The sequence below is a fragment of the Laceyella sacchari genome, from assembly GCF_024927925.1.
GTDB classification, from domain to species: domain Bacteria; phylum Bacillota; class Bacilli; order Thermoactinomycetales; family Thermoactinomycetaceae; genus Laceyella; species Laceyella sacchari.
On sequence record NZ_CP103866.1, the window covers coordinates 1,857,606 to 1,879,744 of the forward strand.

Here is a 22,139-nt window from a genome sequence, read left to right on the forward strand (position 1 = left end):
ACCCCCTTTCTCTCATCATGTTTTTTGGAAATGCGCAGTCACTTTGCGGATACCTTGGATAATGTCCTCAATATCCTGCTCATTGAAAAACTCGCTCACCCCAATGCGCACCGCTGTCTGCAAGATTTGTTCCGCTGTCGGACACAAGCCTCGCGGATAAGTAACATCCGACAAGTCAAATGGGAAATGGCTGTTCAAATACGCTTGTCGCTTTTGAAAGAGCGGTTGCAAATATACGACTTCCGGAATATATCCCGGTTGGTTGGGAATGCCCTCAGCCGCCAGCGCTTCGGAAAATTCCGCACGACTGCATGTGAGCGCATCCAAATCAAGGCGAAACATGTAAAACCAATAAGAGCATGTTCCTCCTTCATATACCTGATGCGGCTGAATACCTGGGAGTCCGCTGATGCCTTCCGTGATGCGATCCCCGTAGCGTCTCCGTGTTTCACAAATCTGCCGCAGTTTTTTCAATTGGGCTACGCCGACCGCACCTTGTAGTTCGGTCATCCGATAGTTGGGAGCCAAATAAGAAAGTTCCCGTCGCACTTGCCCCTGCAACCGCTGATAATTCTTATCGGCAAAAGCATGAACCAGGCGATACTCCTCTTCGTCCCCCGAATTGACTGTTACGATTCCGCCATCCCCGGTGGAGATATGCTTAAAGTCATTGGTACTGAAACAGCCATAGTCGCCAATCGTACCGACCAATCGACCTTTGTATCGGCACAGGTAGCTTTGGGCACAATCTTCAATCACCTTCAGATCATGCCTGCGGGCGATGGACATGATCGCATCCATGTCGCAGGGATTCCCCGCCAGATGCACGACCAGGATGGCCTTGGTTCGCGGGGTGATGCGGGACTCGATCGACGCAGGATCCATGTTGTAAGTATGGGGATGCAAGTCGGCAAAAACGGGAATTGCATTTTGATAAAGGATGCCGATCAAGGTGCCTTGGTCAGTGATCGGGCTGGTGATCACTTCATCACCCACCGTCACCCCGGCCGCCCCCAAAGCGACATGAATGGCGGCCGTGCCGGAAGAAACGGCTACACTGTAATCCACACCATATAGATCATTGAAATCCCGCAAAAATTGTTTCACTTTTTTTCCATGATGGTAAAAAAGCGTATTTTGCTCCAGCGCTTCCAACAATTCTCTTGCCTCTTCCTCGCCAAAGCGTTTCCCCGTGCCAAACGGCGTCGTTTTCACTTTCGGTCCACCATGAATCGCCAACCGACGTTCATCCATGCCGCATCCCTCCCGCCCATTTTCCTTGCTTACCCCCGCGATCCTCCTCGGCTTTGTTCACTGACACCACCTTTTTGATACAGGAAACCCCAAACGGACGTGCCATCGTTTCTGCTGACAGGTGGCGCTGGCCCCGTGGAACCGGCACCCACACGACCAAATCAGCCACGTCTTTGCCACTGGTCAGCTGTACCGTTCCATCCTCGTTCATTCCTACGACGCGCACAGTGCGACGAGTCCGCTCCCATTCACTGATCTGTTTGCCGGTCCAGAAGACGAATCCCCGACGTTTGGCTTCATGCACGACATTTCGCAACGCCTTACGCACCGAGGGTTGATTGTGGATGTGAACCTGGTGAAACAGAAAATGGGCCACCCCTCGCACCTGGCGAACCCGTTCAAGAAACGGGACAGTCACACTCATGTCAGCTAACCGGGGATGATTCAAGTCCTGAGTCAAAAAACCGACTTCCAACACATCATATAGACGGTTTTTCTCATCCGCCCATGAGATCGGAAAGTAAGGGTGGCATGTGCCAAACAAAAAGCCGACATTTCCTTTTTTGCTCGGCCCCCTCGTTTGGTCTGACGCTATGCCATGGGTTTCACACCACCGAAACAATTCGCCCCAGCCTTCAAATCGAGTATAGTGATTTTTGTTGGAATGGATTTCTGTCAAGCCAGTTGCCTTTTTTAGCCACTGCAATTGGCGCTGGAATTCCGCTTCCCCCCACTTTCCCCGGTCATGCTCCACTGCATTGTAATGGAAAGCCAACTCATGTCCCTCGGCCAATACCCGTGGATAAATGTGAGAGTCATATCCCGGTTCCATCATGCACCAAGTAGCTTTGACACCGTGTTCCCGCAACACCGCCAGCGTCGTTTCGGCCGATTCATTCACATTCAAATCGCTATCGAGAGAAATCATAGCCACTTGCTCTATGCCTGCGGGCCAATAACCAACAAAAGGCAACGTCAATCCCCTGTCGACCACCCTGTTTAGCAGATGGCCAATCAACACTTCTCGCCACCAATCAGCATAAGGATGTGCAAAATAGGGGGTAGCGGTCTCCGTTGTCAAGCGATCCAATTCCCAATCCATCGCCATGCCATCGTCTGCTTTCAACATGCCATCATCAATGGAACCAGTGCCATCCAGCGCCGGAATCCCATCTTCTATCACCGGCTCGGCACCTTGCTGCAAACCGACGACGGTTTCCGCTATATCAACCGCCCAGCGATCAATGATCCCTTTTCCCACATCGAATTGAAGCAAAGCAGAACCAAGGCTGGCTCCCTGCGGATGCTCCGAGTGAATCTGGCCAATCGCGCTATAAGGAGGCCCGTCTTCCGACATCGCGATCCAGGGAGTAGCCCGCAAGTACCTGAGCGGATGCGATACGCCAACGTGCATAGGCAACCACGCATACCCTTTGCCAACGGAGCCCCTGTCGGCAAATCCGAGCCGACCCGCCAAAGAGGACAGCCCCCCATAGGCAATCACGATCCCCCCTTGCTCCGCAAAGCGCCAAATCGGCGTTACCGCCTTCTCCTCTTTTCGGTCTAACGCCACCAACAACACATCAAATGCCCGCTCTGTCAACTGCTCGACATCATCAATCCATTCAAACGGAATGCCGGCATGGGACAATATTTCGCCAAGATAGACTTGAAACACATTTAATCCATTGTCCCATCTTCTAAGAGCTGCTTTCCGATCCAACAACACACCCACTCGGGCCATCTTCATCGCCAAATCCACCTTCTCATTCCATTTGGAAAAGTCACTCAAATCCGCCATCAGACATAATTTAATCCACCGGCATAGGGAAACGGAATCGGAAACAATTCTTTCAAAACAGAGAACGAACCCTGAAGGTGATTCGTGTGAGGGGCCGGATCAAACAGCAACGACACAAACGCCTGTGCATCCAAGATGACCGTCTCCCCATCAAGACGCAGTTCCGCGCGGCCATTTGGCAAAGCCCGCACTTCCAAACCGGTGCCCAGGCGCTGGTGTTTCTCCTGCAGATATGGGCGCAGTTGCTGCATCAGCCTTTCCGGATGGACGATGCGCACGGTTCCCAGATTTTGCTCAGCACATTGTTCCGCAGGCGCCAAGGCTTGTGCCAACTCCGTCTCATGCCATAAAACCGGAGCGTCCAAGCGCTCAAGCCGATAACGCTTAACAGCATGCGCCAACGCAAGCGCGACCAAGTGCGGTTCCCCTGCCCATTCGATGGCCAGGGCAGGCGTTGCCGCTCCCTCGTCCGCAGGCACAGCCACTACCGCAAAGGCTTTAACCTGCCCTTCGACTTCAGCAATCAACACGCGGTGACGCAAGTTCATGCAACTGGCATTCGCTTCTGCCTGCATCAGGGCGGCTATATCCCAAACACTCTGCTCAAATCTGACTTCTCTCTTCCGCGCCAATTCCGTCACCTTAAACCAATCCGTCGGCTCTAACTCCCTCAGATGCACCTCCGCATCCGCCGAGACGTTCCGGCCAATCTCCGATGCTGAATCCGATCCGATCATGAAACGGGTAGCCGTGCCAAATCGGAAACAATCTATCCGCTCATACAACGGCCCATAGCCGGACACCAGCAATAAAGAAGCTTCCGCTTCGTCGATATGAGCCAAGATGCGCCGCAGAATCATTCCGGCAATCCCTTTTCCGCGATAGTCAGGATGAGTGCAAACCGAACCGACCGAAAACACATTCAACCGGGCGCTACCGATGCGCACAATGCTCGGCACCAAGCCTACAAATGAAACAAGCCCGCCATCCGCGAACGCGCCGTATGACTGGCCCAGACTAGATGAAAATACATGGGGAAAAGCCTGCGCCATTGAAGGCTGGCTAGACGTGCGAAACGTTTCGTCAGAAAGCCGAACAGCTGTCTTTAATTCATCAGCATGCAACAAACGGACATCGACCATGGGCATGCTCCCCTTTCTCACAATTCGAGAATCAATCGATCATAGTCAGCTGGATTTAAACTGTATAGTTCGGCGCGCCTCTTTTTCGCTTCGGGACAGAACTCGCTTGCATCCTGAAACAGAAACACCCTGTTCAATGCTCGCTCCACCTGATCCGACTGCCCCGACTCCTTTAACAGCTGCATCAATTCATAATCCCGGATTCCCCGTTGCAACCATTTGTATCGAAGCGACAACAACGGTTTTCCGGTAGCCCCCGGATAAACAAAATTCATGTCTCCCGCTTTCCAAACCGGCGCCCGATATGACAACTTTTCCAAGGGGCGCTCCGGCCAAACCGTGTAATTCCAACGCAAAAAGCCGTCCAACTTCCACTTTTCTGCTAGCCATGGAATCAGTCGGCACTCCACCGGCGGCGACCCGATGAACGTGTTGGGAAAGTCGGGGTGACAACAAACATAATACAACAACTTTCCGGGGATTTGCGGTTTTCGTTCCAGCAGCTGCTCATACTCGGCGGCCACACATTGCAAGATGGGAACATAATCATGGATTTCGGAAAGATTGTGGTGGAGAAATGCCGTTTGAGCGATGGCAATCTTATAACGAAAACAGGGAGCGACTTGCCGCAAAGCAGACACTCTCTCTTTAAACACGGCAAACTCTTTTGGCTCATCAGCAAGAACGCGGACGCGGTCAATCCAACCTTTTTCGATGAAATGCGCTTGCAACGCCCGCACGTAGGCGTCGAAATCCTCTCTCCGGCGCATAAAGCGAAATGTACCCGACCCGCTGTCATAATAGCGAATGCGGACACCATCGGGATGATCCGCGATGACAGACCCATAACCCGCCTCGGGGTCCTGCCAGATGTTCAACAATCCGAATAATTCGATCTCCTCTGCAATCCCATATCGTTCCGCCAGAGCTACATAGCGGTCCATGGCAGAAAAATCATATACAAACTGGCCGTCCCCGCGCCGAGTGACCCGAACCATGCTGTATTCGAACAAATCGGCAGGTTCCGGATCACGATGACTGTGTTGTCCCGACCACGGAATTTCCGACACCACCACGGACACCGCTTTTTGCCCCAATTGCGCCAAACTGTGCAGATAACGGTCAAGAATTGCAAAATGTTCGTCAGACCACAGACGGACGTCGTACTTTCTGGCGATGTTGGAGTTGTGCTGCCACAAATCGAGATAAAACCGGTATTGCGATGGTTCCGGCAACAAGTAATCTTTGATGGTAAGGGAAAACGGGCACTCACCCAACAGCCGCTCATCTTCAAACAACGTGCGAGCATATATTCGCACCATGCCGCTATACACACCTGGCTGGCTGGCATCGGTCGTTTCGCACTCCACCCACACTTGTTGCAAATGCCGACGTTCTACAAACACCGTACTTTGCTCCAGCAACACGTCCGATTTCAAACACCCATCATCATCCTCAATCAATCCGATCAAACGGACTTCCGTCCGCACCGGCGCATCCGTGTCAATTTCCAACCGCACAATGGTGAGCGGACCGCCTTTCCAAAACAGGGGATCGGTGCTTGTAGTGAGCAGAAATGCTTCATCTGCAGCCATGAGCACTTGGAAAGCAACGCTATCTCTCCGACAACAAGCGAGATCCAGACGTTTAGTGGCCGTCACCTGCCGCACTTCCTCCCAAGTGAGTGATCCCTTTACATATTTGTGAAACATCGTGGCCAAACCGAAATGCAACGCGATCCCTCCAGACTGCAAGCGCTAAGATGGGGTTATAACGCAACGGTTTCTCCGGTCAGGCGGCTTTCATTCACCGCCTCGATGAAGCGGATGATTTGCCGTGTTTCCCGGAAATCAACAGGTGGTTTCCCTGTGGTGAACATCTCCATGATATGCGTGAGCAGACTGGCATAGTACGGTTTGGCGCTGGCGTTCACATCCACGGCGCGCGTGCCTCCACATCGATGGATTAAAGCGCCGAACCCATTGTTTCCCTTGCGGTTGCCGCGAACAACGCCGATACGTCCATCTTCCCATATCCCTACCGCCACATCCTGTTCATCGTTGCCTGCCGCAGTGACGCGGACACATCCTTTGCCCAGGATGGCAAACAGCATTTCCACGGTGTGAATCCCATACCAGAACCAGCCGGGTTGCGTCGGTTCAAGCGGCATGGGGCCGTAACAATCCACTCCGTAAACATCACCTGGTTCCGTTTCAGCTAGCGCCGTTGTCAGCGCTTCCGCGTATCGGAGCGCGGAGCAACTCAATACCGGCACCTGATATCGGTCGGCGAGAGCAAAGATTTTATCCGCATCGGTACTGGTGAGCGCCAATGGTTTATCGATGAACACCGGTTTGCCGTAGGGAGCAATTTTTTTAAATTGTTCCAAATGCACCCGCCCATCAACCGATTCCAACAAGATGGCATCGACTTGTTCGGCGACGGTTTCAGGCGTGCTGACAATGGCAACTCCATATTGATCGGCCAGCTGACGCGTATATTCTTCCACGCGTGTTCGACTCAGATCAAAATCAGGGGACCCACCAGGATATGCCGCAACGACCCGCCCACCAGGCACATGATGTGGCTCTTTTGGATCATGCAACAATTTCGTAAACGCCGTCACATGCGACGTATCCAAACCGATGATGCCCAATCTCAATGCACTCAAGGTTTTCACCTCTTCCGTCACGAATTGCTCCCTTCTTGATCCTCCGGCCAGCCAATAGGCAAAAAAGCGTTGGTCAGCGCCGACTCTCTCGCCCTCAAGCACATCAACGCACTTAGCAATCCGGCTTCCATCGGCGCAATCGACTTCGCCTCCCCTTTCATCACCGCGATGAAATTGCGGGCGAGCACTGCGTCTCCACCGAAGTGGCCCGCCTCTTCAGTCATTTCGTATGTCTCAACCACTGGTGAATGATGCATGTAAACTTTGACTGTATTTGTGTAGAAGTCGAACTCCAACGTTCCTTTGTAGCCCAGTAAGCGGGCTCCCCTGCTTCCAGCCTTCCCTCTGGCGAAGAAATTTTGTGAATAAGAGACGTGCATCCCGGTCTCATACCGGATCAACGCGCTTCCTGCATCTTCATTCCCCGTATCCACCGCAAAGCAACAGTATTCACCGGCTGGTGTTTCATGGGGCAATCTGCGAATATTTACTGTGCTATCAGGACATGCATGCTGCTCATCGCAATCAACGCATTTGAGCCCGGCCGGCTTATTCCCTTTGAACACCTGCTTGGACGTCATCGCGCAAATCAGCGTCGGCTGCATCCCCAACAGATAATTGATGTAATCAAAATCGTGCGTCGCTTTTTGCAAAAACAATCCGCCCGTTTCCTTTTCATCGCGGTACCAGTGATGATAATACACGCCGCCATAGGGCACATTGTTAACGGCTTGCACATGCTCCACCGTACCGATCTTTCCCGAATCGATAATCTCTTTGACCAATGTCACCAATGGCGCCGCCCGAAGTGGGAAGGATACCACCACTTCGGTTCCGGTCGCCTCGTATTTCTGTTTGAGTCGAAGCAATGCATGCTCATCTGTAGCCACCGGCTTCTCCAAAAACAGGGGAATCCCCCTCGGCAAGACTTTGATGGCCATGTCCGCATGTAGCGAACACCGGGTGCCGATCAATATGCCATGCAATTCGGCCCCCTGCACCATTGCTTCCGGACTGTCATAAAAAACGATCTCTGTCGCTTCCTCTCCCAACTCCTGCTTAATAACATTGTTTTGCAAATCATTGATGGCCACCACCCGACAATCCGGATCGATTCGGCGCATTTCCGCCACCATGTGCCGAATCCGCCGTCCATACCCGATAACACCCAACCGCACCGCAGTTCCCTCCTATCCTTTAATGGCCCCTTGCATGCCGGAAACGAAATAACGTTGCATCATCAGATAGAAAACGATGATCGGCAACAGGGAGACCACCGTGCCAGCAGCCATGACTCGCACATCATCGCCAAAGGTGCCCGACAAATACGCAAGCCCCAGCGCCAAGGGATACAAGTCATCATTCTTTAACACGATTAACGGCCAGATGAAGGAATTCCACACGGATATGAACGAAAATACGCTTAACGCCGCCAGTGTCGGTTTCGTCAATGGCAACATGATGCTCCACCACATCCTAAACGGGCCACATCCGTCCAAAATGGCCGCTTCCTCCAGCTCTTTCGGAATGCTGAGATACGCTTGCCGCATCAAAAAGATGGAAAATCCGCCCACCAATCCGGGAATGATCAATCCCCACCACGAATCGATGAGCCCCAGTTTTTGCGTAATGATAAATAACGGCACCAGTTTGCCTTCTTCCGGAAAAAACATGGTGCCGATAATTGCATAAAAAATCAGATCTCGGCCCGGAAATGTCATCCTCGCCAACGGATACGCGGTCAATGAGGTTAAAAACAGGTGGGCAGGCACCATCACCACGATCAGGATGAAAGAATTCAACAAATATTTCGGGAATGGGATTACCGTCAGAGCCTCCACAAACTGATCCCATACCGGCGGTTTCGGGATCAAGTCAGGCGGAAATGTGAATACATCCTGTGCATTCGATTTGAACGCTGTCGACAGCAGCCACAAAAAGGGACCGACAAACAAGAGTGCGATCAAAAGAAGCACCAGATACATCAACGCTTTGCGCGCGATGGCAATCCCCATGCGCTTGCGCTCCGCATTCATCCTACCCGCCCCCCGTTGGACAACTTGAAATTAATGATCGTCAAGACCATCAAAATGAGCCAGAGCACCATCCCCATCGCCGTCGCATACCCCATATCCAGCTCCACAAATGCTTTTTGATAAATGTACAGCGGCAATGTCAACGTGCTGTCAAATGGTCCGCCACCCGTCATGATATAAATGCTGGTAAACATCTGTACGCTAGCCAACGTGGATAAGACAAGGATCACGGCAATGGTCGGTCGTAGTTGCGGCAAATAGACATGCCACAATACCCTTACTCTGCCGGCACCATCCATCTTGGCGGCCTCCACCAACTCCTGTGAAATCGTCTGCAAGCCGGCGAGATAGATCACCATGTAAAAACCAAGCGATTTCCAAACTTCCAACACAGCGACGGCAGGGAGGGCAGTGTCGGGGTTTAGAAGCCAGTTGACGGCCTCTTTTTGGAGGCCGATTCCCTGCAAAACAGCGTTAAGCAAGCCGGCGGGATGGTATAAATATTTCCATACGATGGCCACCGCCACCATCGAGGTGACCACAGGCAAATAATAGACCACTCGAAACAATTGGATGCCTCGCAGTTTCTGATTGACCAATATCGCGAGGAATAAAGGCACCGTTAACAGTAAAGGAACGATGATAAGGAAATATGTCAACGAATTGCTGACCGCGATCCAAAACTTCGTATCTTGCATCAATGCCCGATAATTCTCCCATCCTACCCATTCGGCGGGAGACAAGATGTGGTACTCAGTGAATGAATAATAAAACGCACTGAAAATAGGTAAATAGTCAAAGGTGAAGAACAATAGCAACGCCGGAAGTAAAAACAGATAAGGGAGTAAGGGAATGTTCCTCCTCTTTTTTTTAGATGCGCGATATTCGGCGGTTGGTACGGTTTCATTGCCCAAATCGCATCTCTCCCCATTGAAGAAAATCGGGCGGCGAAAAAATGCTTCGCCGCCTGTGCCCATGTGGGCGGCTATGACTTGGCAAGGGCTTCATTCCAATGCTTGACTGCTGTATCAAGTGCATCTTTCACCGTTTTTTTCCCAAGCATGGCCGCCCGGATCTGTTCCAGGTAAAACTCACGCAGTTCTTTTTGCTTGGGGTGGCCCATGTAAGTCAAGGTGAGGTGGGGAGCGTAGGTAACCATCATTTTGCGCGCGTGGTCTTGAATCGTTTTCACCTCAAAATTAGTGAAAAAGGGGTCTTTCAACGTATCTTCCGTCGAAGGGAAGATCGGGACCAATTTACAAAATTCCAACTGTTTTTGCGGGCTGGTCAAGAATAGGGCAAAGTCGGCCGCCTCTTTGGGATGTTTTGCTTTCTTTGGTATCACAAACAGCTGGATATCCTTGACCGCCACTTTTCCCGTCGTGGTAACTGGCGGAACCACTTTCAGTTTGGACAGGACATTGGGCGCGTTTTTCTCAATGTTGTTCAACTGAAACGAGCTGGCCAAACCGACGTGCGCCGTCAATCCGTTGTCAAGGGTTTGCTGCAATTGCCGATCATCTTTTACCAGCGCTCCCGGAGCAATCGCCCCGTCCTTGTACGCTTGGATGAATTTTTCCACAAATGCGATGTGTTGAGGAGAATTGAATACAGCCTTCTTCCCATCGGCGCTTAATATCGGCAATCCTTCGGTGGCGAACGTTTCCAACCCAGGCAAGTCATTGGAGCCATAGACATGGGGCAATCGTTGATGAATTTGTTTGCCATATGCAAACAGTTCATCCCACGTTTGCGCCGGCTTGTCGGACGAAAGTCCCGCTTTTTGATACAGCTCGGTGTTAATCAAGCCGATTGGCGGCCCCGCATGGTACCAAGGAATGGCCATCACTTCGCCATTACGGTTGGTCACACTTTTAACCAGCCCGTCAATATAAGGGGCCATTTTCTCTTTGGCGACCACTTCTGAAATCGGTCTTAATGCATGATAGCCTTGCAAAACGGATAACCCTTCACTCGTCTCATTGACCAAATCGGGAGCGCTGCCACTTGACAAAGCAGTGAACAACTTTCCGGTCATGTCCGCCCCGGGAACATCCACCCAATGGATATCCACGTTGGGGTGGTTTCTCTCATACTCCTGAATGGCACCCTCGATGTAGCCCGAGAAATTTTTCTTCAGGTTGATCGTCCAAAATTCCAGCTTAATCCGTTCGGAATTGTCAGCCGCCGGGTCGGAGCCAGTACAACCTGTCATCCCCACAACCAACAAGAAGGACAAGATCCAAGCTGCCGCACGACTGATTTTCATCCTTGTTTCCCCCTTGGCCCTCTTATTCCAATTTCATGCGATAAAGTTGAACCAATCGTTCGATCTTGCCATTCCACAATGCCGCTGTTTCTTTTGGAATATGGATGCCCGTCAATGCACGGATCTCAAGCGATAAGATACTGAGTGACTGAATAGCACTACGATTCCGTTCCGAAAAATGGGCGTCGATGGCCCGGTTCATCTTGTTCAACAGGCTGCGCTTAATCCCATGACGAAGATCAGCGTTGGCGATCTCATCCTGCAATTTATAGGAAACGTAAGCAGCTTCGACCGCTCGGAACGCCTTTTCGCGGCGATTGGGGTCGTAAATGATATTCTCGCCGATCATCCCGGCGTAACTGCTGGAAATGTTCCAGCCGCTTTTTTTCTCAAAGCCGCTGTTCTTCATCGTAAAACCGCGTGCGTTGAAGTCATCAAACCCGACATTATCCCAGTAATTTCCAACCCCGTTTTTTTCATACAACCGGATGGTCAATGTCGCCGATTTTTTCCCAGTGAGGTAAGGGGTTAAGTCCAGATTCACCTCTTCCCACTGGCCGCTCACGGTGTTTTGGGCTACATCCTGCTCCCACACCACCTGCTCATCAATCAACAGTTGCTTAACGTGATAGCCCTCCAATTTGGGACCTTCGGCCATCGTTCGGAAAGAAAGCGCATAGTTGCCCGATCCATCCGGATGGATAACCTGGCTGGCGGAAACGTTATCACCCGGCTTGGTCGAAACCCCCGACGGCACAAAGAAGCTCATATAACCGTTGCCAGTAGCCGCCTTCTTGTCAGGCTCTGCAATAAACTCTTTCTCCAATTCATACGTGATAATGCCTGCCAATTTACCTTTCCGCAGATTGTCCACTGCAGTCTGGACTGTTTCGCGAACATATTCCACCGATGGGTTGCCAGGCGTGTTGGTCAAGTACGAAGTGTAAACCATCCACACGAGGGGCAAATTATATTTTTTTAACAACTGGTAAGCTTCATCAATCTGTTGTTGCTCAGTGGACCAGACCGAGGTGTTACGGTAAGGATCATCGCGATAAGCTACAATCACACCATCGATATAGTCTCCTCTGGTTCTTAGAAATTCTTCTGTTAAAGCAGGGAAATACATGAGGGGCATAAACGAAGGCAAAAACTTCAGATTGGGGTTAATCACTGTGGAGGCTTCTCTCATCTTCGCCATATATTCTGGCGTGAAGAAATCAAGATTATGGTTGAAGTCATCAATCGCCCAACCGATGAGATTGTCATATTGTACAGAAAGCTCAGCAATCGCTTTCCCCCACGCCACATAATCCGTTGTGTATGGGTAAGATTTGCGGCTACCTGTCGATTCCGACGGGGGAACCAAATACAAAACAACATTGATGCCGGCTTTCTTGGCAGCAGGCAAAAACTCGTCTTTGAAGTCATCCCAATCAGTCGGTTGGTACCAATTCAAATAGTAATACGTATTGACGTTTAATTCTTTCAGTTTTTTGATCATAGCCGGAGTGTCCACATGCCGGACACCGTCGGCCCGTGGTGTGGCTTCCCGCTCAAATCCCGCATAATCGGACAGTTTGGCGTCTATGTGACTGCGGCTGGACACAGGTTCCGCTTTCACAACCGGGGGTGGGCCGATGTTCAACGCCCCCCACAGGATGACAATCAGGGCCAACCAGTACATCCCTTTTTTCATTCTGCTCTCCCCTGTAAATGGATTTAAACCGTACAAGCGCAGCAACCACTGAGAAACCCAAACAAACCACCCGATTCTCCGTTCCCCTCGGGATTTGACGAAGCTGGCTATATATTGGGCACCGATGTCAGCCCGAACATAAAACTGCACGGAAAAATGCCTTTAGACTGATAACTAGGAACAGCAACAACTCCAACATCATTCTATTCGACGATGGGTTGGATCATGCGTTTGTCGGAACAAATCTCATGTGTCTGGCTTCGATGGAACATCACACCAGGAAACCAAAAATCGGGGGCAGGGTGGCAAACCCGGGACAACGATTGACAGCCAGTCCGCCTGCACCGCACAAAGGGCATATGTCCGCATGAAAAAACAACAGGGTTAACAGGGAAAACTTGTATGTTAATTTCAACCATATATATTTCAAAATATCATGAATTTTCCAAGCAGTCAAGGCCACCGCCTTTACTCTACTGGTTGGCCGCGTTCTGTTTCGCCTCCCTATACGCACGCATAAACAAGCTGGCTCTTTTGGCGATCACGGCATCATCCCCACCGGGCGCCATCCCTTTGGTCAGTTCCGAACCAACTCCCACCGCCGTCGCCCCAGCTGCGATCCACTCTCCCACTCTCTCAGGGGTGATCCCGCCCGTCGGCATCAGATTGGCTTGAGGCAATGGTCCCTTCACCGCACGGAGCAGGCTGGGGGAAAACTGATTTGCAGGAAACAACTTTATTATGTCCGCACCCATCTCCAGCGCTTTTTGCATTTCCCGCAATGTGACCGCTCCAGGAATCACAGGCACACGATAGCGATTGCACAAGATGACAGTGTTTTCATATAAGCCGGGAGACACGATGAATTCGGCCCCGCAGAGAATGGCCGCTCGCGCCGTCTCCGGATCAAGCACCGATCCTGCACCGATCACGACACCCTCACTGGCACACTCTGCTGTCAATGAATCAATCGCATTTAAGGCGTTCGGGACAGTCATAGCGATTTCGACCGCTCTGATTCCCCCGTTGATCGCATGCCGCGAGATGTTGATTGCTTCTTCCGCCGAACGTCCGCGCACGACGGCCACCACTCCTGCCTCCATCAATGACTGCAATGTTTTCAACTTCTTCACTCCCCGCCACCTCTCACCTTTCAATATGGTTGCGCGTACCAAGTACTTGCTCCACTTCTTCCCATGTAGGCAATGCCTCCCAATCACCCGGCGAACCAACGGCAATGGCTCCAACCACATTGCCCAAATGCGCCGATTCCGCTAGGCTTTTGTTTTTCAGAAGTCCGACGATGAATCCAGCGCAAAAGCCATCACCCGCCCCCACCGTATCTGTCGGTCGCTCAACTCTGACATGGGGGACAACCGTAATTTTTCCGCGCTCGTGCACGTAAGTTTCATTGGCCCCACCTTTGATGATCGTAGCGCCCGGCAACGCTTGCACATGTTCCAAAATCTCCGCAAAATCGTCCGTTTGATAAAGCAACCGCAATTCCGGCAACCCGGGGAGAAAATAATCGGCCATTTTCGCAAGCTCCAATAAAATCGGCCGCGCTTGGTCCACAGACCAAAGTTTGAGGCGTACATTAGGGTCGAAGCAAACTTTGACCTGTTGAGATTTGGCCACCTCAACTGCGCGAAGCACCGTTTGGTGACAAGAATCGCTCAACGCGGGCGTGATTCCCGTGATATGCAAAATTTTGGCGTTGGTGATATATGCTTCGTTCAAATCAGCTGGCGACATCAAACTGGCGGCAGAATGTTTGCGGTAATAATAAACAGCAGACCGCTCAGATATCGTTTCCCTGAGCATAAGGCCGGTGTTTGCATCCGTTAAAAAACGGGCTTGTGATACATCAACCCCCTCACCCCGCAATACCTTGCCAATGTGGCGCCCGATCGGATCGTCCCCTAACAAGCCGCACCAGCCCGCTGCATATCCCAAGCGCGCGATGCCGATGGCCACATTGCTTTCCGCACCGCCGAAGGATTTTTCAAATAGCGTGGAATGGGCAATACCTTTGCCACCCATCGGCGTAAATAAACCCATTGTTTCACCAAACGTCACCACATCAACGTGCGGAAAAGATGGATGCCGATCAGCCAAGCTCATCACATCTCCCTTCAAACGCCTCGTTCCCTTGCAACATCAAACCCCGGAATAAGCGGCAAAACCGCCGTCAACCGGAATAGTGACACCCGTGACGAAGCCGGACATGTTTTCATCGGCTAACCAGATTAACGTACCAAGCAAATCTCGTGGGACACCAAACCTACTCATCGGCGTGTGGGACAAAATTTTTTGGGATCGTTCGGACAACGACCCATCTTCCTTCAATAATAATGCCCGGTTTTGTGATGTCAGGAAAAAGCCCGGTGCAATCGCATTCACGCGAATCCCCGCTTCGGCCATATGCACGGCGAGCCATTTGGTAAAGTTCTCCACCGCTGCTTTGGCTGCGCTATAAGCGGGCACTTTGGTCAACGGGCAAGAAGCACTCATCGAAGATATATTAATCACCACCGCCCCTTTCCGGTTGACCATTTTCCTTGTGAAAACCTGTGTCGGAATAAGCGTACCCTGCATGTTGAGATTAAACACTGCTTGAAATCCTTCACTCGTCAAATCAAAAAAGGTGGTGATCCCCTCCTTGTTGTCATCTTCCGCTTTCCATGTTTCATGGGTCGTGGTTGCTTGCGGATGATTTCCGCCCGCGCCGTTGATCAATATATCGCATGCGCCCCAACGCCTGGATACGACCTCTTCCGCCTTTTTCACACTGTCTGGGTTCAGTACATCACAAGCGATGGCAATCGCTTCACCTCCGGATTGCACGATTTCATGCGCCACTTGTTCACCGCGTTCCACTCTTCGGTTCAGAATGGCCACCTTTACCCCCTGCCGACCGAGCTCCCGCGCCATTTCACCGCACAAAACCCCGCTTCCGCCCGTTATCACCGCCACTTTTCCTTGTAAGTTCTCGTTCCTTATCATGCACGTCTCTCCTGCCTCGCTTGTTCCAGCGCATCCCAAATCCCCCATAAATACATGATCCCGAGAGCCCGATCATACAGACCGTAGCCCGGCCGGCACTTCTCTCCCCATATGTGCCTGCCGTGATCCGGCCGTGCGTAACCCTTAAATCCGCTCTCATGATACGCTTTCACAATATCGCATATATCGAGCGAGCCGTCGCAAGTTCGATGCGATGTCTCAATGAAATCGCCATTTTCGTAAACTTTCACATTGCGAATGTGGGCAAATGGGATACGATCGGCAAATTCCCTGACCATGGCAGCAACATCGTTGGCCGGGTTGGCTCCTAAAGAGCCGCTGCAAAGAGTTACTCCATTGGAAGGGCTGTCTACGAGACTCAACACCCTTCTGATGCTTTCCCTGCTCGTGATAATCCTGGGCAATCCAAACACCGGCCATGGCGGATCATCAGGGTGAATCGCCAGTTTGATGTCATGCGCCTCTGCGACGGGAACCACTTGTTCCAAGAAATACTTCAAGTTGTTCCATAAGTCTTCTTCAGTCACATGCCGATACGCCGCAAACAGCTTCTCCAGATCCTTCAATCTCTCCGGCTCCCAACCGGGCATGGTCAAATCGCGTTGGTCCGCCATCCGCTTGACCAACTCGTCAGGGTCCATCTGATCCACTTTTGCTTTTTCATAAAAAAGCGCCGTTGACCCGTCTTCCATCTCTTTATACAAGTCCGTCCGGGTCCAATCAAACACAGGCATGAAATTATAACAAATCACCTTCACCCCGACTTGTGCCAGTTTTTCGATTGTTTTTTTGTAATTTTCAATATATTTTTCACGAGAAGGGTATCCCAATTTAATATCTTCATGCACATTCACACTCTCGACAACCTCAATGTGCAACCCATGCTCCTCAGCGACCTGTTTGACTCTCAATATCTCCTCGAGCGGCCATTCTTCACCTGCCGGCACATCATGCAGAGCCCACACAATCCCTTCCACACCGGGAATTTGTTTGATTTGAGCCAAACTGACCGTATCATTGCCCTCACCATACCAGCGAAACACCATTCTCACTGTTGATCCCTCCATTCAGGCATGAAACCGCCAGGACGCCAAATACTCTGTTTAATAAACATAAAACCTTTCTACAACCCCTCCTTACCTCATCATATTCAAGTTGAATTATTCAATAACTTCTCGATTAATGGGAAATTTCCTCTTTCATCCATCAAATCAGCAGACGAAACAGCCGGCAACAGATTCTTTTGGTCTATCAGCCATTCAAATCCAAAACAGACCACTTTGATTCCCGAATATAACAACCATCCATCCATTTTCAGGAAAGGAGAGGTACGGCACCAAGCATCACATCCAGACTTTTTTTCACCGTTATCAATGACGTAGCGAGCTAAAGTGATACCAACAAAAACGCCATGGATGTATTTAAAAAAAACTTTTTAAAATAGTAAATTAGTAAGAGGATATTTTATAATCTTATATAATATTATATAATGCAGAATATAAACCATTTTCCGAACTAATATGGAGGTGATAAAGAAAATAAGCTTTTTTCTTGGGATTCAGACGCCCATATCCACCCTCTCGCCACTGGCAATCATATGAAATCAAGTGCGAAAAAATTAATTTATCGAAAGGGGCAAATAAAATCTTGGGCAACAATATGCATTTGTTTTTAGATTTTATCCCGGCATTGATTTTGGTATTGGTCGCTTCATATATATGCGGCAATTTAGCCCGATATATTGGACAACCCAAAGTTGTCGGTGAAATGATTGCAGGAATACTGATCGGCCCTTCGTTTTTAGGAATTTTCGCACCACAAACCATGTCTACTCTTTTCACTGCCGATGTTAAAAGCATTTTGTACATCCTCAGCAATTTGGGGTTGGGCATGTACATGTTTTTGGTTGGGGCGGAGGTGGATGAAAATAAGCTGACTAAGAGCCTCCTTCGCAAATGCACCATTCTCTCTACATCCGGGATCTTGGTTCCACTTTTGTTAGGAGTGGCAATCGGTTTTTTCTACTATTCTGAACTATCCCTTCCAAACGTTCATCCATTCTTGTTCGCCTTATTCATCGGGTCTGCGCTGTCACTGACGGCCTTCCCCATGCTAGCACGGATTATCCAAGAGCGGAATCTAACGACCACACACTTTGGCACATTGGCTTTGCTAGCGGCTTCCATCGATGACGCCCTGGCGTGGTGTTTGGTAGCATTAATCACTGCGTTGGCTCAAGCCCAAGGGGTTTTTGCCGGTGTATCTGCCATTGTGTTTGGCGCTATATTTGCGTGTTTTATGTTATTGCTTGTAAAAAAATGGATGGTGCGTTTGGGAGACAAAGTCGAAAAAGCAGGTTCCCTTTCGATCAATCACTTTTCTCTCATTCTTTTGCTCCTCCTCCTCGCCATTTGGTTCACTGACTATATTGGCATCTATTCCGTATTCGGCGGATTTATCGTCGGTCTTGCAATGCCGAGACATAAAGTGTTTGCTCGCGAATTGCAATCCAAATTCCAGCCGGTCGTCATTTCACTGTTGTTGCCCATTTTCTTTGCATATTCTGGGTTAAACACCGATTTAACCACCATTTTCAGCAACATGTCCCTGCTGATCCCTGCTATAGTCGTGCTGATCGCATCGATCGCCGGTAAATACGGCGGATGCGCGCTGGCTATGAAAAGCATCGGATACTCTTGGCGGGAAGCTTCCGCCATCGGGATGTTGATGAACGCCAGAGGGTTGATGGTACTGATCTTGGTCAACATCGGAATTTCCTATCATATCATCACCACCGAGTTGTTCGCCATTTTGGTGTTAATGACCCTGGTGACAACCATTGGGGCAACGCCGGTTTTCAACCTGCTTTATCCCACACATCCGAAGGAGAAACGAGGAGTTATTGACTTGAAACCTTTGCCCAAACAATCTTAATGGCGCTCAATCCCCTACGGAAATAACAATTACCTATTCGCATACATACGCCCGTTTCCAAACAGGCGCAGCCCAAAGCAGCTTCACTGGCCAGCATTGCTGCAACTCAATGTATGCATCAATCAAACACTGGAGGGATTCATATGGACAAATTGTATGATGTGATTATTGTTGGCGCGGGTCCGGGAGGACTTCAAACAGCACTGACTTTGAAAGAGTTGGCTGACGAGTCCAACCAGAAGCTGAACCTGTTGATCATCGAATCCGGGAAACAGGCAGGAACCTTCTTCACAAAATATCCTGTTCATGGGCAATTGATCAGCAACAACAAATTGTATACCGGTAAGCCGCCTAAGAGCCGATACGCAGAACGGTTTGACTGGAACAGCTTGGTAACCAAAGAGAAGAAAATCCTAATGAGAAATTACAGCCGCGACTTCTTTCCCCGCCGAGAGGCATTAGTGGAGATGTTAAACGATCTGGTGGCGGAATATGAATTGCCTGTCATGTATAACACGACTTGGCAAGGAACCCGCCAAACCGAGCAAGGGCATTTTGAAGTGGTGACAGACAAAGGAACCTTGCATTGCAAATATCTCGTGGTTGCGACAGGGATGACACCCAATTATCCGCCAATCCCCGGATTGGAACACACCACGCCATATTCTGAAATGAAAAAGAAAGATCATTACCGTGACAAACGAGTGCTGATCATTGGCAAAGGGAACAGCGGCATGGAATGCGCACAAGAAATATTGAATGAGGCGAACCTGATCATGATCGCAAGCCGCCATTCCACCCGCTTGGCCTACAAAACCCATTATGTGGGCGACGTCAGGGCGGTCAACGCCTTGCTAGTGGACAACTACCAATTGAAGCATCAGGCCGCGTTGTTGGATTGTGAGATCACCAACATCGAAAAAGTGAAAGACGGTTTCAACGTAACTGTCCACTATATGCACGCGGAAGATGAAAAAGAAACGCTGTTCTTTAATGAAATCATCGCCGCCACCGGTTTCCGCGCCAACATCGACCATCTGGTAAAAGATCTCAATCTGCAGATAGTTAACAATAAATACCCTTCCATCTCCGGCGTGTTTGAATCGACGGAAGTGCCCAATCTGTTCTTCGCGGGTACACAAACCCATGGCCTGGATTACAGAAAAACATTTAGCGGATTTATCCACGGCTTCCGATACAACAGCAAAGTACTGGCTCACAAACTAGCGGAGCGCTTGGGATATCCTACCAACCACCCCACCATCCCCAACGAAGAGATTGTAAGCCATATTTTGGAGGAATTGACAGAGGCTGCCGACCCTTATTTGCAACCGGGCTTTATCGTCTATGTGTTGCGTCATGAAGGGGGCGTGTGGAAACAGATTGGTTACCAAACGATTCACGAGTATGAAAGCACTCCGTTGCAAGAAGGGCAATGTTTGCTAGCCGCTTCGTTGGAATATGGAGACATCCATCGATTCACCGACCCTTTGAGCATTCCCCGCGTGCCGGGAGAACCGAAAGAAAGCGTTCACATTCATCCAGTCATCCGGGTTCGCAACGGGCAAAACGTCATCGAAAAATTGGATTTAGAAGAACACTTGGAAAATCAATTCATGAATTTGCCGACGCATCATCAACAGCTGCAGGATTTTCTCAACACCCAGCTGGGCAAGAAAGTAAATGTTTAAACGATCCCTGGCACGCAGTATGCACGCTTCCCTCGCTGTTCGACAAGCAAAGAACCGACGCTGACAGGCGTCGGTTTTTTTGCCATTCGTGCTAAAGGTGACGCAATGGCGTCTGATCCGCATAGCTTTCCAATGCTACTGCCGGTGCCTCAGATAGGATGTTTGCATGAAGCACTTAATTCTGCGGCCAATTCGACGATTCTCACCAAAATCTGGTGCATCTCTTCCAGAGTCGTCTCTGGGTGGATGGGACAAAGACGTATGACCACTTTCCCTTTCAAGGTGGTGGTGCTCACCATCGCAAATCCCCTGTGAACGACTTCTTCCGCCAGCTGCTTGTTAATTTCATTGATGGTGTCTAGTGTCGCTGATTCCTTGGGCAGGTAGCGGAATGTGACCACACCCAACTGCGCAGGCGTCACCACCTCCCAATCCTCCGCTTGACGCACGAATGCCTCCGCCTGTTCAGCCAGCATGATCCCATGGTCAATCGCTTGGCGAAATGATTCAGCGCCAAACGCTTTGAGCGACAACCACACTTTGAGCGCCCGAAATCTGCGCGAAAGCTCAATGCCGCATTCCCCGAAATTAATCTGTTGATCATTGCCGAGGTCGATGTCTTGCAGATACTCCGGCGCCATGCTAAATGTTTCCCGCAAATGTCGTCGATTCCGAACCAACACGCAGCCGGCATCATACGGCTGAAACAACCATTTGTGCGGGTCCATGGTTAGTGAATCGACGCGCTCCATCCCACGCAACAGCTCTCTTCCTTTATCCGTGAGGGCTGCCGGTGCCCCATAAGCTCCATCGGCATGCAACCAAGCATCCACTTCGCGACAAACATCCGCCAATTCATTGAGCGGATCAACTGCTCCAGTATTGGTCGTTCCAACATTGGCGATCACACAGAAAGGTTTTCTCCCGGCCATGCGGTCTTCTTCTATTTGTCGTTTCAAATCACTGACAGAAATCCGGAGGCGATCATCCGTTTCAATCCACCGCAGTTGATGTGGTTGGAACCCCAACACTTTCAATGCACGCTCCACGGAAAAATGGGTTTGGTCGGAAAAGTAAACCACGGCTTGGTCAATGTCATTATCCAGTTTGACCTGCCTAGCCACGGCAAGCGCAGTCAAGTTAGCCATCGAACCTCCGCTCACAAACAACCCTCCCGCGGAATCAGGAAAACCTACCATCGTTTTAAACCAGTCAATGGTAATCAGCTCGACCTGCTCCGCACCCGCCGCCGCAATCCATGCTGTTGGAAAAATATTAAACCCGCTGGCCAAAAAATCGGCCACCACGCCAACATAGTTGTTGGGGCCTGGCACATATGCAAAAAAATGTGGATGATCCACATGTGTAATGTGATTGAAGACATGGTCATGCAAATAGGCAAGTAGTTGCTCCGGGTCAGAACCGGACTCCGGGAGCGGTTCCGTCAGCTTGTGCCTGAGGAACTCACCGTCAATAACCCTTGAAACCGGTTTGTTCTTAATGCCGCTGATATGGTCAACGATCATGTCAACTGCTTGGTATCCCAATCGACGCATCTGTTCTGCTGACAACTGCAAATTTTTGGACATCCGCTTCTCTCCCACTCAATCAGAAT

The 22,139-nt window shown here is 50.3% G+C and carries 17 protein-coding genes; 2 read left to right on the plus strand and 15 right to left on the minus strand.

The window, feature by feature from the left end:
* Positions 1-15: 15 nt before the first annotated feature.
* From NYR52_RS09265 to uxuA, 14 genes are all read right to left on the minus strand, one after another.
* On the minus strand, positions 16-1,254 hold the full coding sequence (locus NYR52_RS09265; protein WP_259435522.1) for a DegT/DnrJ/EryC1/StrS family aminotransferase: 1,239 nt from the start codon (positions 1,252-1,254) through the stop codon (positions 16-18).
* Complete coding sequence (locus NYR52_RS09270; RefSeq protein ID WP_259435523.1) at positions 1,247-3,055, minus strand: polysaccharide deacetylase family protein; 1,809 nt, start codon at positions 3,053-3,055, stop codon at positions 1,247-1,249. The genes NYR52_RS09265 and NYR52_RS09270 overlap by 8 nt, the downstream gene beginning before the upstream one ends.
* The gene (locus tag NYR52_RS09275; RefSeq protein WP_259435524.1) at positions 3,055-4,197 is read right to left on the minus strand and encodes a GNAT family N-acetyltransferase; all 1,143 of its coding nucleotides are present in this window, start codon (positions 4,195-4,197) and stop codon (positions 3,055-3,057) included. The genes NYR52_RS09270 and NYR52_RS09275 overlap by 1 nt, the downstream gene beginning before the upstream one ends.
* Before the next feature lie 17 nt (positions 4,198-4,214).
* Entirely contained in the window at positions 4,215-5,930 is a 1,716-nt protein-coding gene (locus NYR52_RS09280) for a DUF4091 domain-containing protein (protein WP_259435525.1), read from the minus strand.
* 35 nt (positions 5,931-5,965) lie between these two features.
* Positions 5,966-6,889 (minus strand): Gfo/Idh/MocA family protein, encoded by a 924-nt coding sequence (locus NYR52_RS09285; RefSeq protein ID WP_259435526.1) that lies wholly within the window; start codon positions 6,887-6,889, stop codon positions 5,966-5,968.
* A complete protein-coding gene (locus NYR52_RS09290) occupies positions 6,886-8,046 on the minus strand; it encodes a Gfo/Idh/MocA family protein (RefSeq protein ID WP_259435527.1) in 1,161 nt (386 codons plus the stop codon). Before NYR52_RS09290 ends, NYR52_RS09285 begins: the two co-directional genes overlap by 4 nt.
* Before the next feature lie 12 nt (positions 8,047-8,058).
* Positions 8,059-8,904, minus strand: a complete 846-nt coding sequence (locus NYR52_RS09295; RefSeq protein WP_259435528.1) for a carbohydrate ABC transporter permease — start codon at positions 8,902-8,904, stop codon at positions 8,059-8,061.
* A complete protein-coding gene (locus NYR52_RS09300) occupies positions 8,901-9,818 on the minus strand; it encodes a carbohydrate ABC transporter permease (protein ID WP_158283260.1) in 918 nt (305 codons plus the stop codon). Before NYR52_RS09300 ends, NYR52_RS09295 begins: the two co-directional genes overlap by 4 nt.
* A gap of 71 nt (positions 9,819-9,889) precedes the next feature.
* Entirely contained in the window at positions 9,890-11,173 is a 1,284-nt protein-coding gene (locus tag NYR52_RS09305; protein WP_259435529.1) for an ABC transporter substrate-binding protein, read from the minus strand.
* 22 nt (positions 11,174-11,195) lie between these two features.
* A complete protein-coding gene (locus NYR52_RS09310; protein WP_259435530.1) occupies positions 11,196-12,872 on the minus strand; it encodes a hypothetical protein in 1,677 nt (558 codons plus the stop codon).
* Between the two features lie 473 nt (positions 12,873-13,345).
* Positions 13,346-14,005: a bifunctional 2-keto-4-hydroxyglutarate aldolase/2-keto-3-deoxy-6-phosphogluconate aldolase gene (locus tag NYR52_RS09315; protein ID WP_259435531.1), complete on the minus strand. Its 660-nt coding sequence runs from the start codon at positions 14,003-14,005 to the stop codon at positions 13,346-13,348.
* A 13-nt stretch (positions 14,006-14,018) separates the two neighbouring features.
* On the minus strand, positions 14,019-14,996 hold the full coding sequence (locus tag NYR52_RS09320; protein ID WP_132220748.1) for a sugar kinase: 978 nt from the start codon (positions 14,994-14,996) through the stop codon (positions 14,019-14,021).
* 36 nt (positions 14,997-15,032) lie between these two features.
* Entirely contained in the window at positions 15,033-15,878 is an 846-nt protein-coding gene (locus NYR52_RS09325) for an SDR family oxidoreductase (protein ID WP_259435532.1), read from the minus strand.
* Positions 15,875-16,951 carry a mannonate dehydratase gene (gene uxuA / locus NYR52_RS09330; RefSeq protein WP_259435533.1) on the minus strand — a complete coding sequence of 359 codons (1,077 nt, stop codon included), beginning with the start codon at positions 16,949-16,951 and terminating at the stop codon, positions 15,875-15,877. Before uxuA ends, NYR52_RS09325 begins: the two co-directional genes overlap by 4 nt.
* A 595-nt stretch (positions 16,952-17,546) precedes the next feature.
* Here uxuA and NYR52_RS09335 point away from each other — a divergent pair.
* Together NYR52_RS09335 and NYR52_RS09340 are read left to right on the plus strand one after the other, a co-directional pair.
* Positions 17,547-18,833 carry a cation:proton antiporter gene (locus NYR52_RS09335; protein ID WP_259435534.1) on the plus strand — a complete coding sequence of 429 codons (1,287 nt, stop codon included), beginning with the start codon at positions 17,547-17,549 and terminating at the stop codon, positions 18,831-18,833.
* A 143-nt stretch (positions 18,834-18,976) separates the two neighbouring features.
* Positions 18,977-20,524 (plus strand): NAD(P)-binding domain-containing protein, encoded by a 1,548-nt coding sequence (locus tag NYR52_RS09340; RefSeq protein WP_132220756.1) that lies wholly within the window; start codon positions 18,977-18,979, stop codon positions 20,522-20,524.
* A gap of 149 nt (positions 20,525-20,673) precedes the next feature.
* Here NYR52_RS09340 and NYR52_RS09345 read toward each other — a convergent pair whose 3' ends face one another.
* Positions 20,674-22,113 carry a pyridoxal phosphate-dependent decarboxylase family protein gene (locus tag NYR52_RS09345; protein WP_132220758.1) on the minus strand — a complete coding sequence of 480 codons (1,440 nt, stop codon included), beginning with the start codon at positions 22,111-22,113 and terminating at the stop codon, positions 20,674-20,676.
* Between the last annotated feature and the right edge of the window lie 26 nt (positions 22,114-22,139).

Coding starts and splice junctions, on each gene's coding strand:
- NYR52_RS09325 (WP_259435532.1), bottom strand. CDS start 15,878: ATGATAAGGAACGAGAACTTACAAGGAAAAGTGGCGGTGATAACGGGC.
- NYR52_RS09345 (WP_132220758.1), bottom strand. CDS start 22,113: ATGTCCAAAAATTTGCAGTTGTCAGCAGAACAGATGCGTCGATTGGGA.
- NYR52_RS09265 (WP_259435522.1), bottom strand. CDS start 1,254: ATGGATGAACGTCGGTTGGCGATTCATGGTGGACCGAAAGTGAAAACG.
- NYR52_RS09295 (WP_259435528.1), bottom strand. CDS start 8,904: ATGAATGCGGAGCGCAAGCGCATGGGGATTGCCATCGCGCGCAAAGCG.
- NYR52_RS09305 (WP_259435529.1), bottom strand. CDS start 11,173: ATGAAAATCAGTCGTGCGGCAGCTTGGATCTTGTCCTTCTTGTTGGTT.
- NYR52_RS09340 (WP_132220756.1), top strand. CDS start 18,977: ATGGACAAATTGTATGATGTGATTATTGTTGGCGCGGGTCCGGGAGGA.
- NYR52_RS09320 (WP_132220748.1), bottom strand. CDS start 14,996: ATGAGCTTGGCTGATCGGCATCCATCTTTTCCGCACGTTGATGTGGTG.
- NYR52_RS09275 (WP_259435524.1), bottom strand. CDS start 4,197: ATGGTCGATGTCCGTTTGTTGCATGCTGATGAATTAAAGACAGCTGTT.
- NYR52_RS09270 (WP_259435523.1), bottom strand. CDS start 3,055: ATGGCGGATTTGAGTGACTTTTCCAAATGGAATGAGAAGGTGGATTTG.
- NYR52_RS09310 (WP_259435530.1), bottom strand. CDS start 12,872: ATGAAAAAAGGGATGTACTGGTTGGCCCTGATTGTCATCCTGTGGGGG.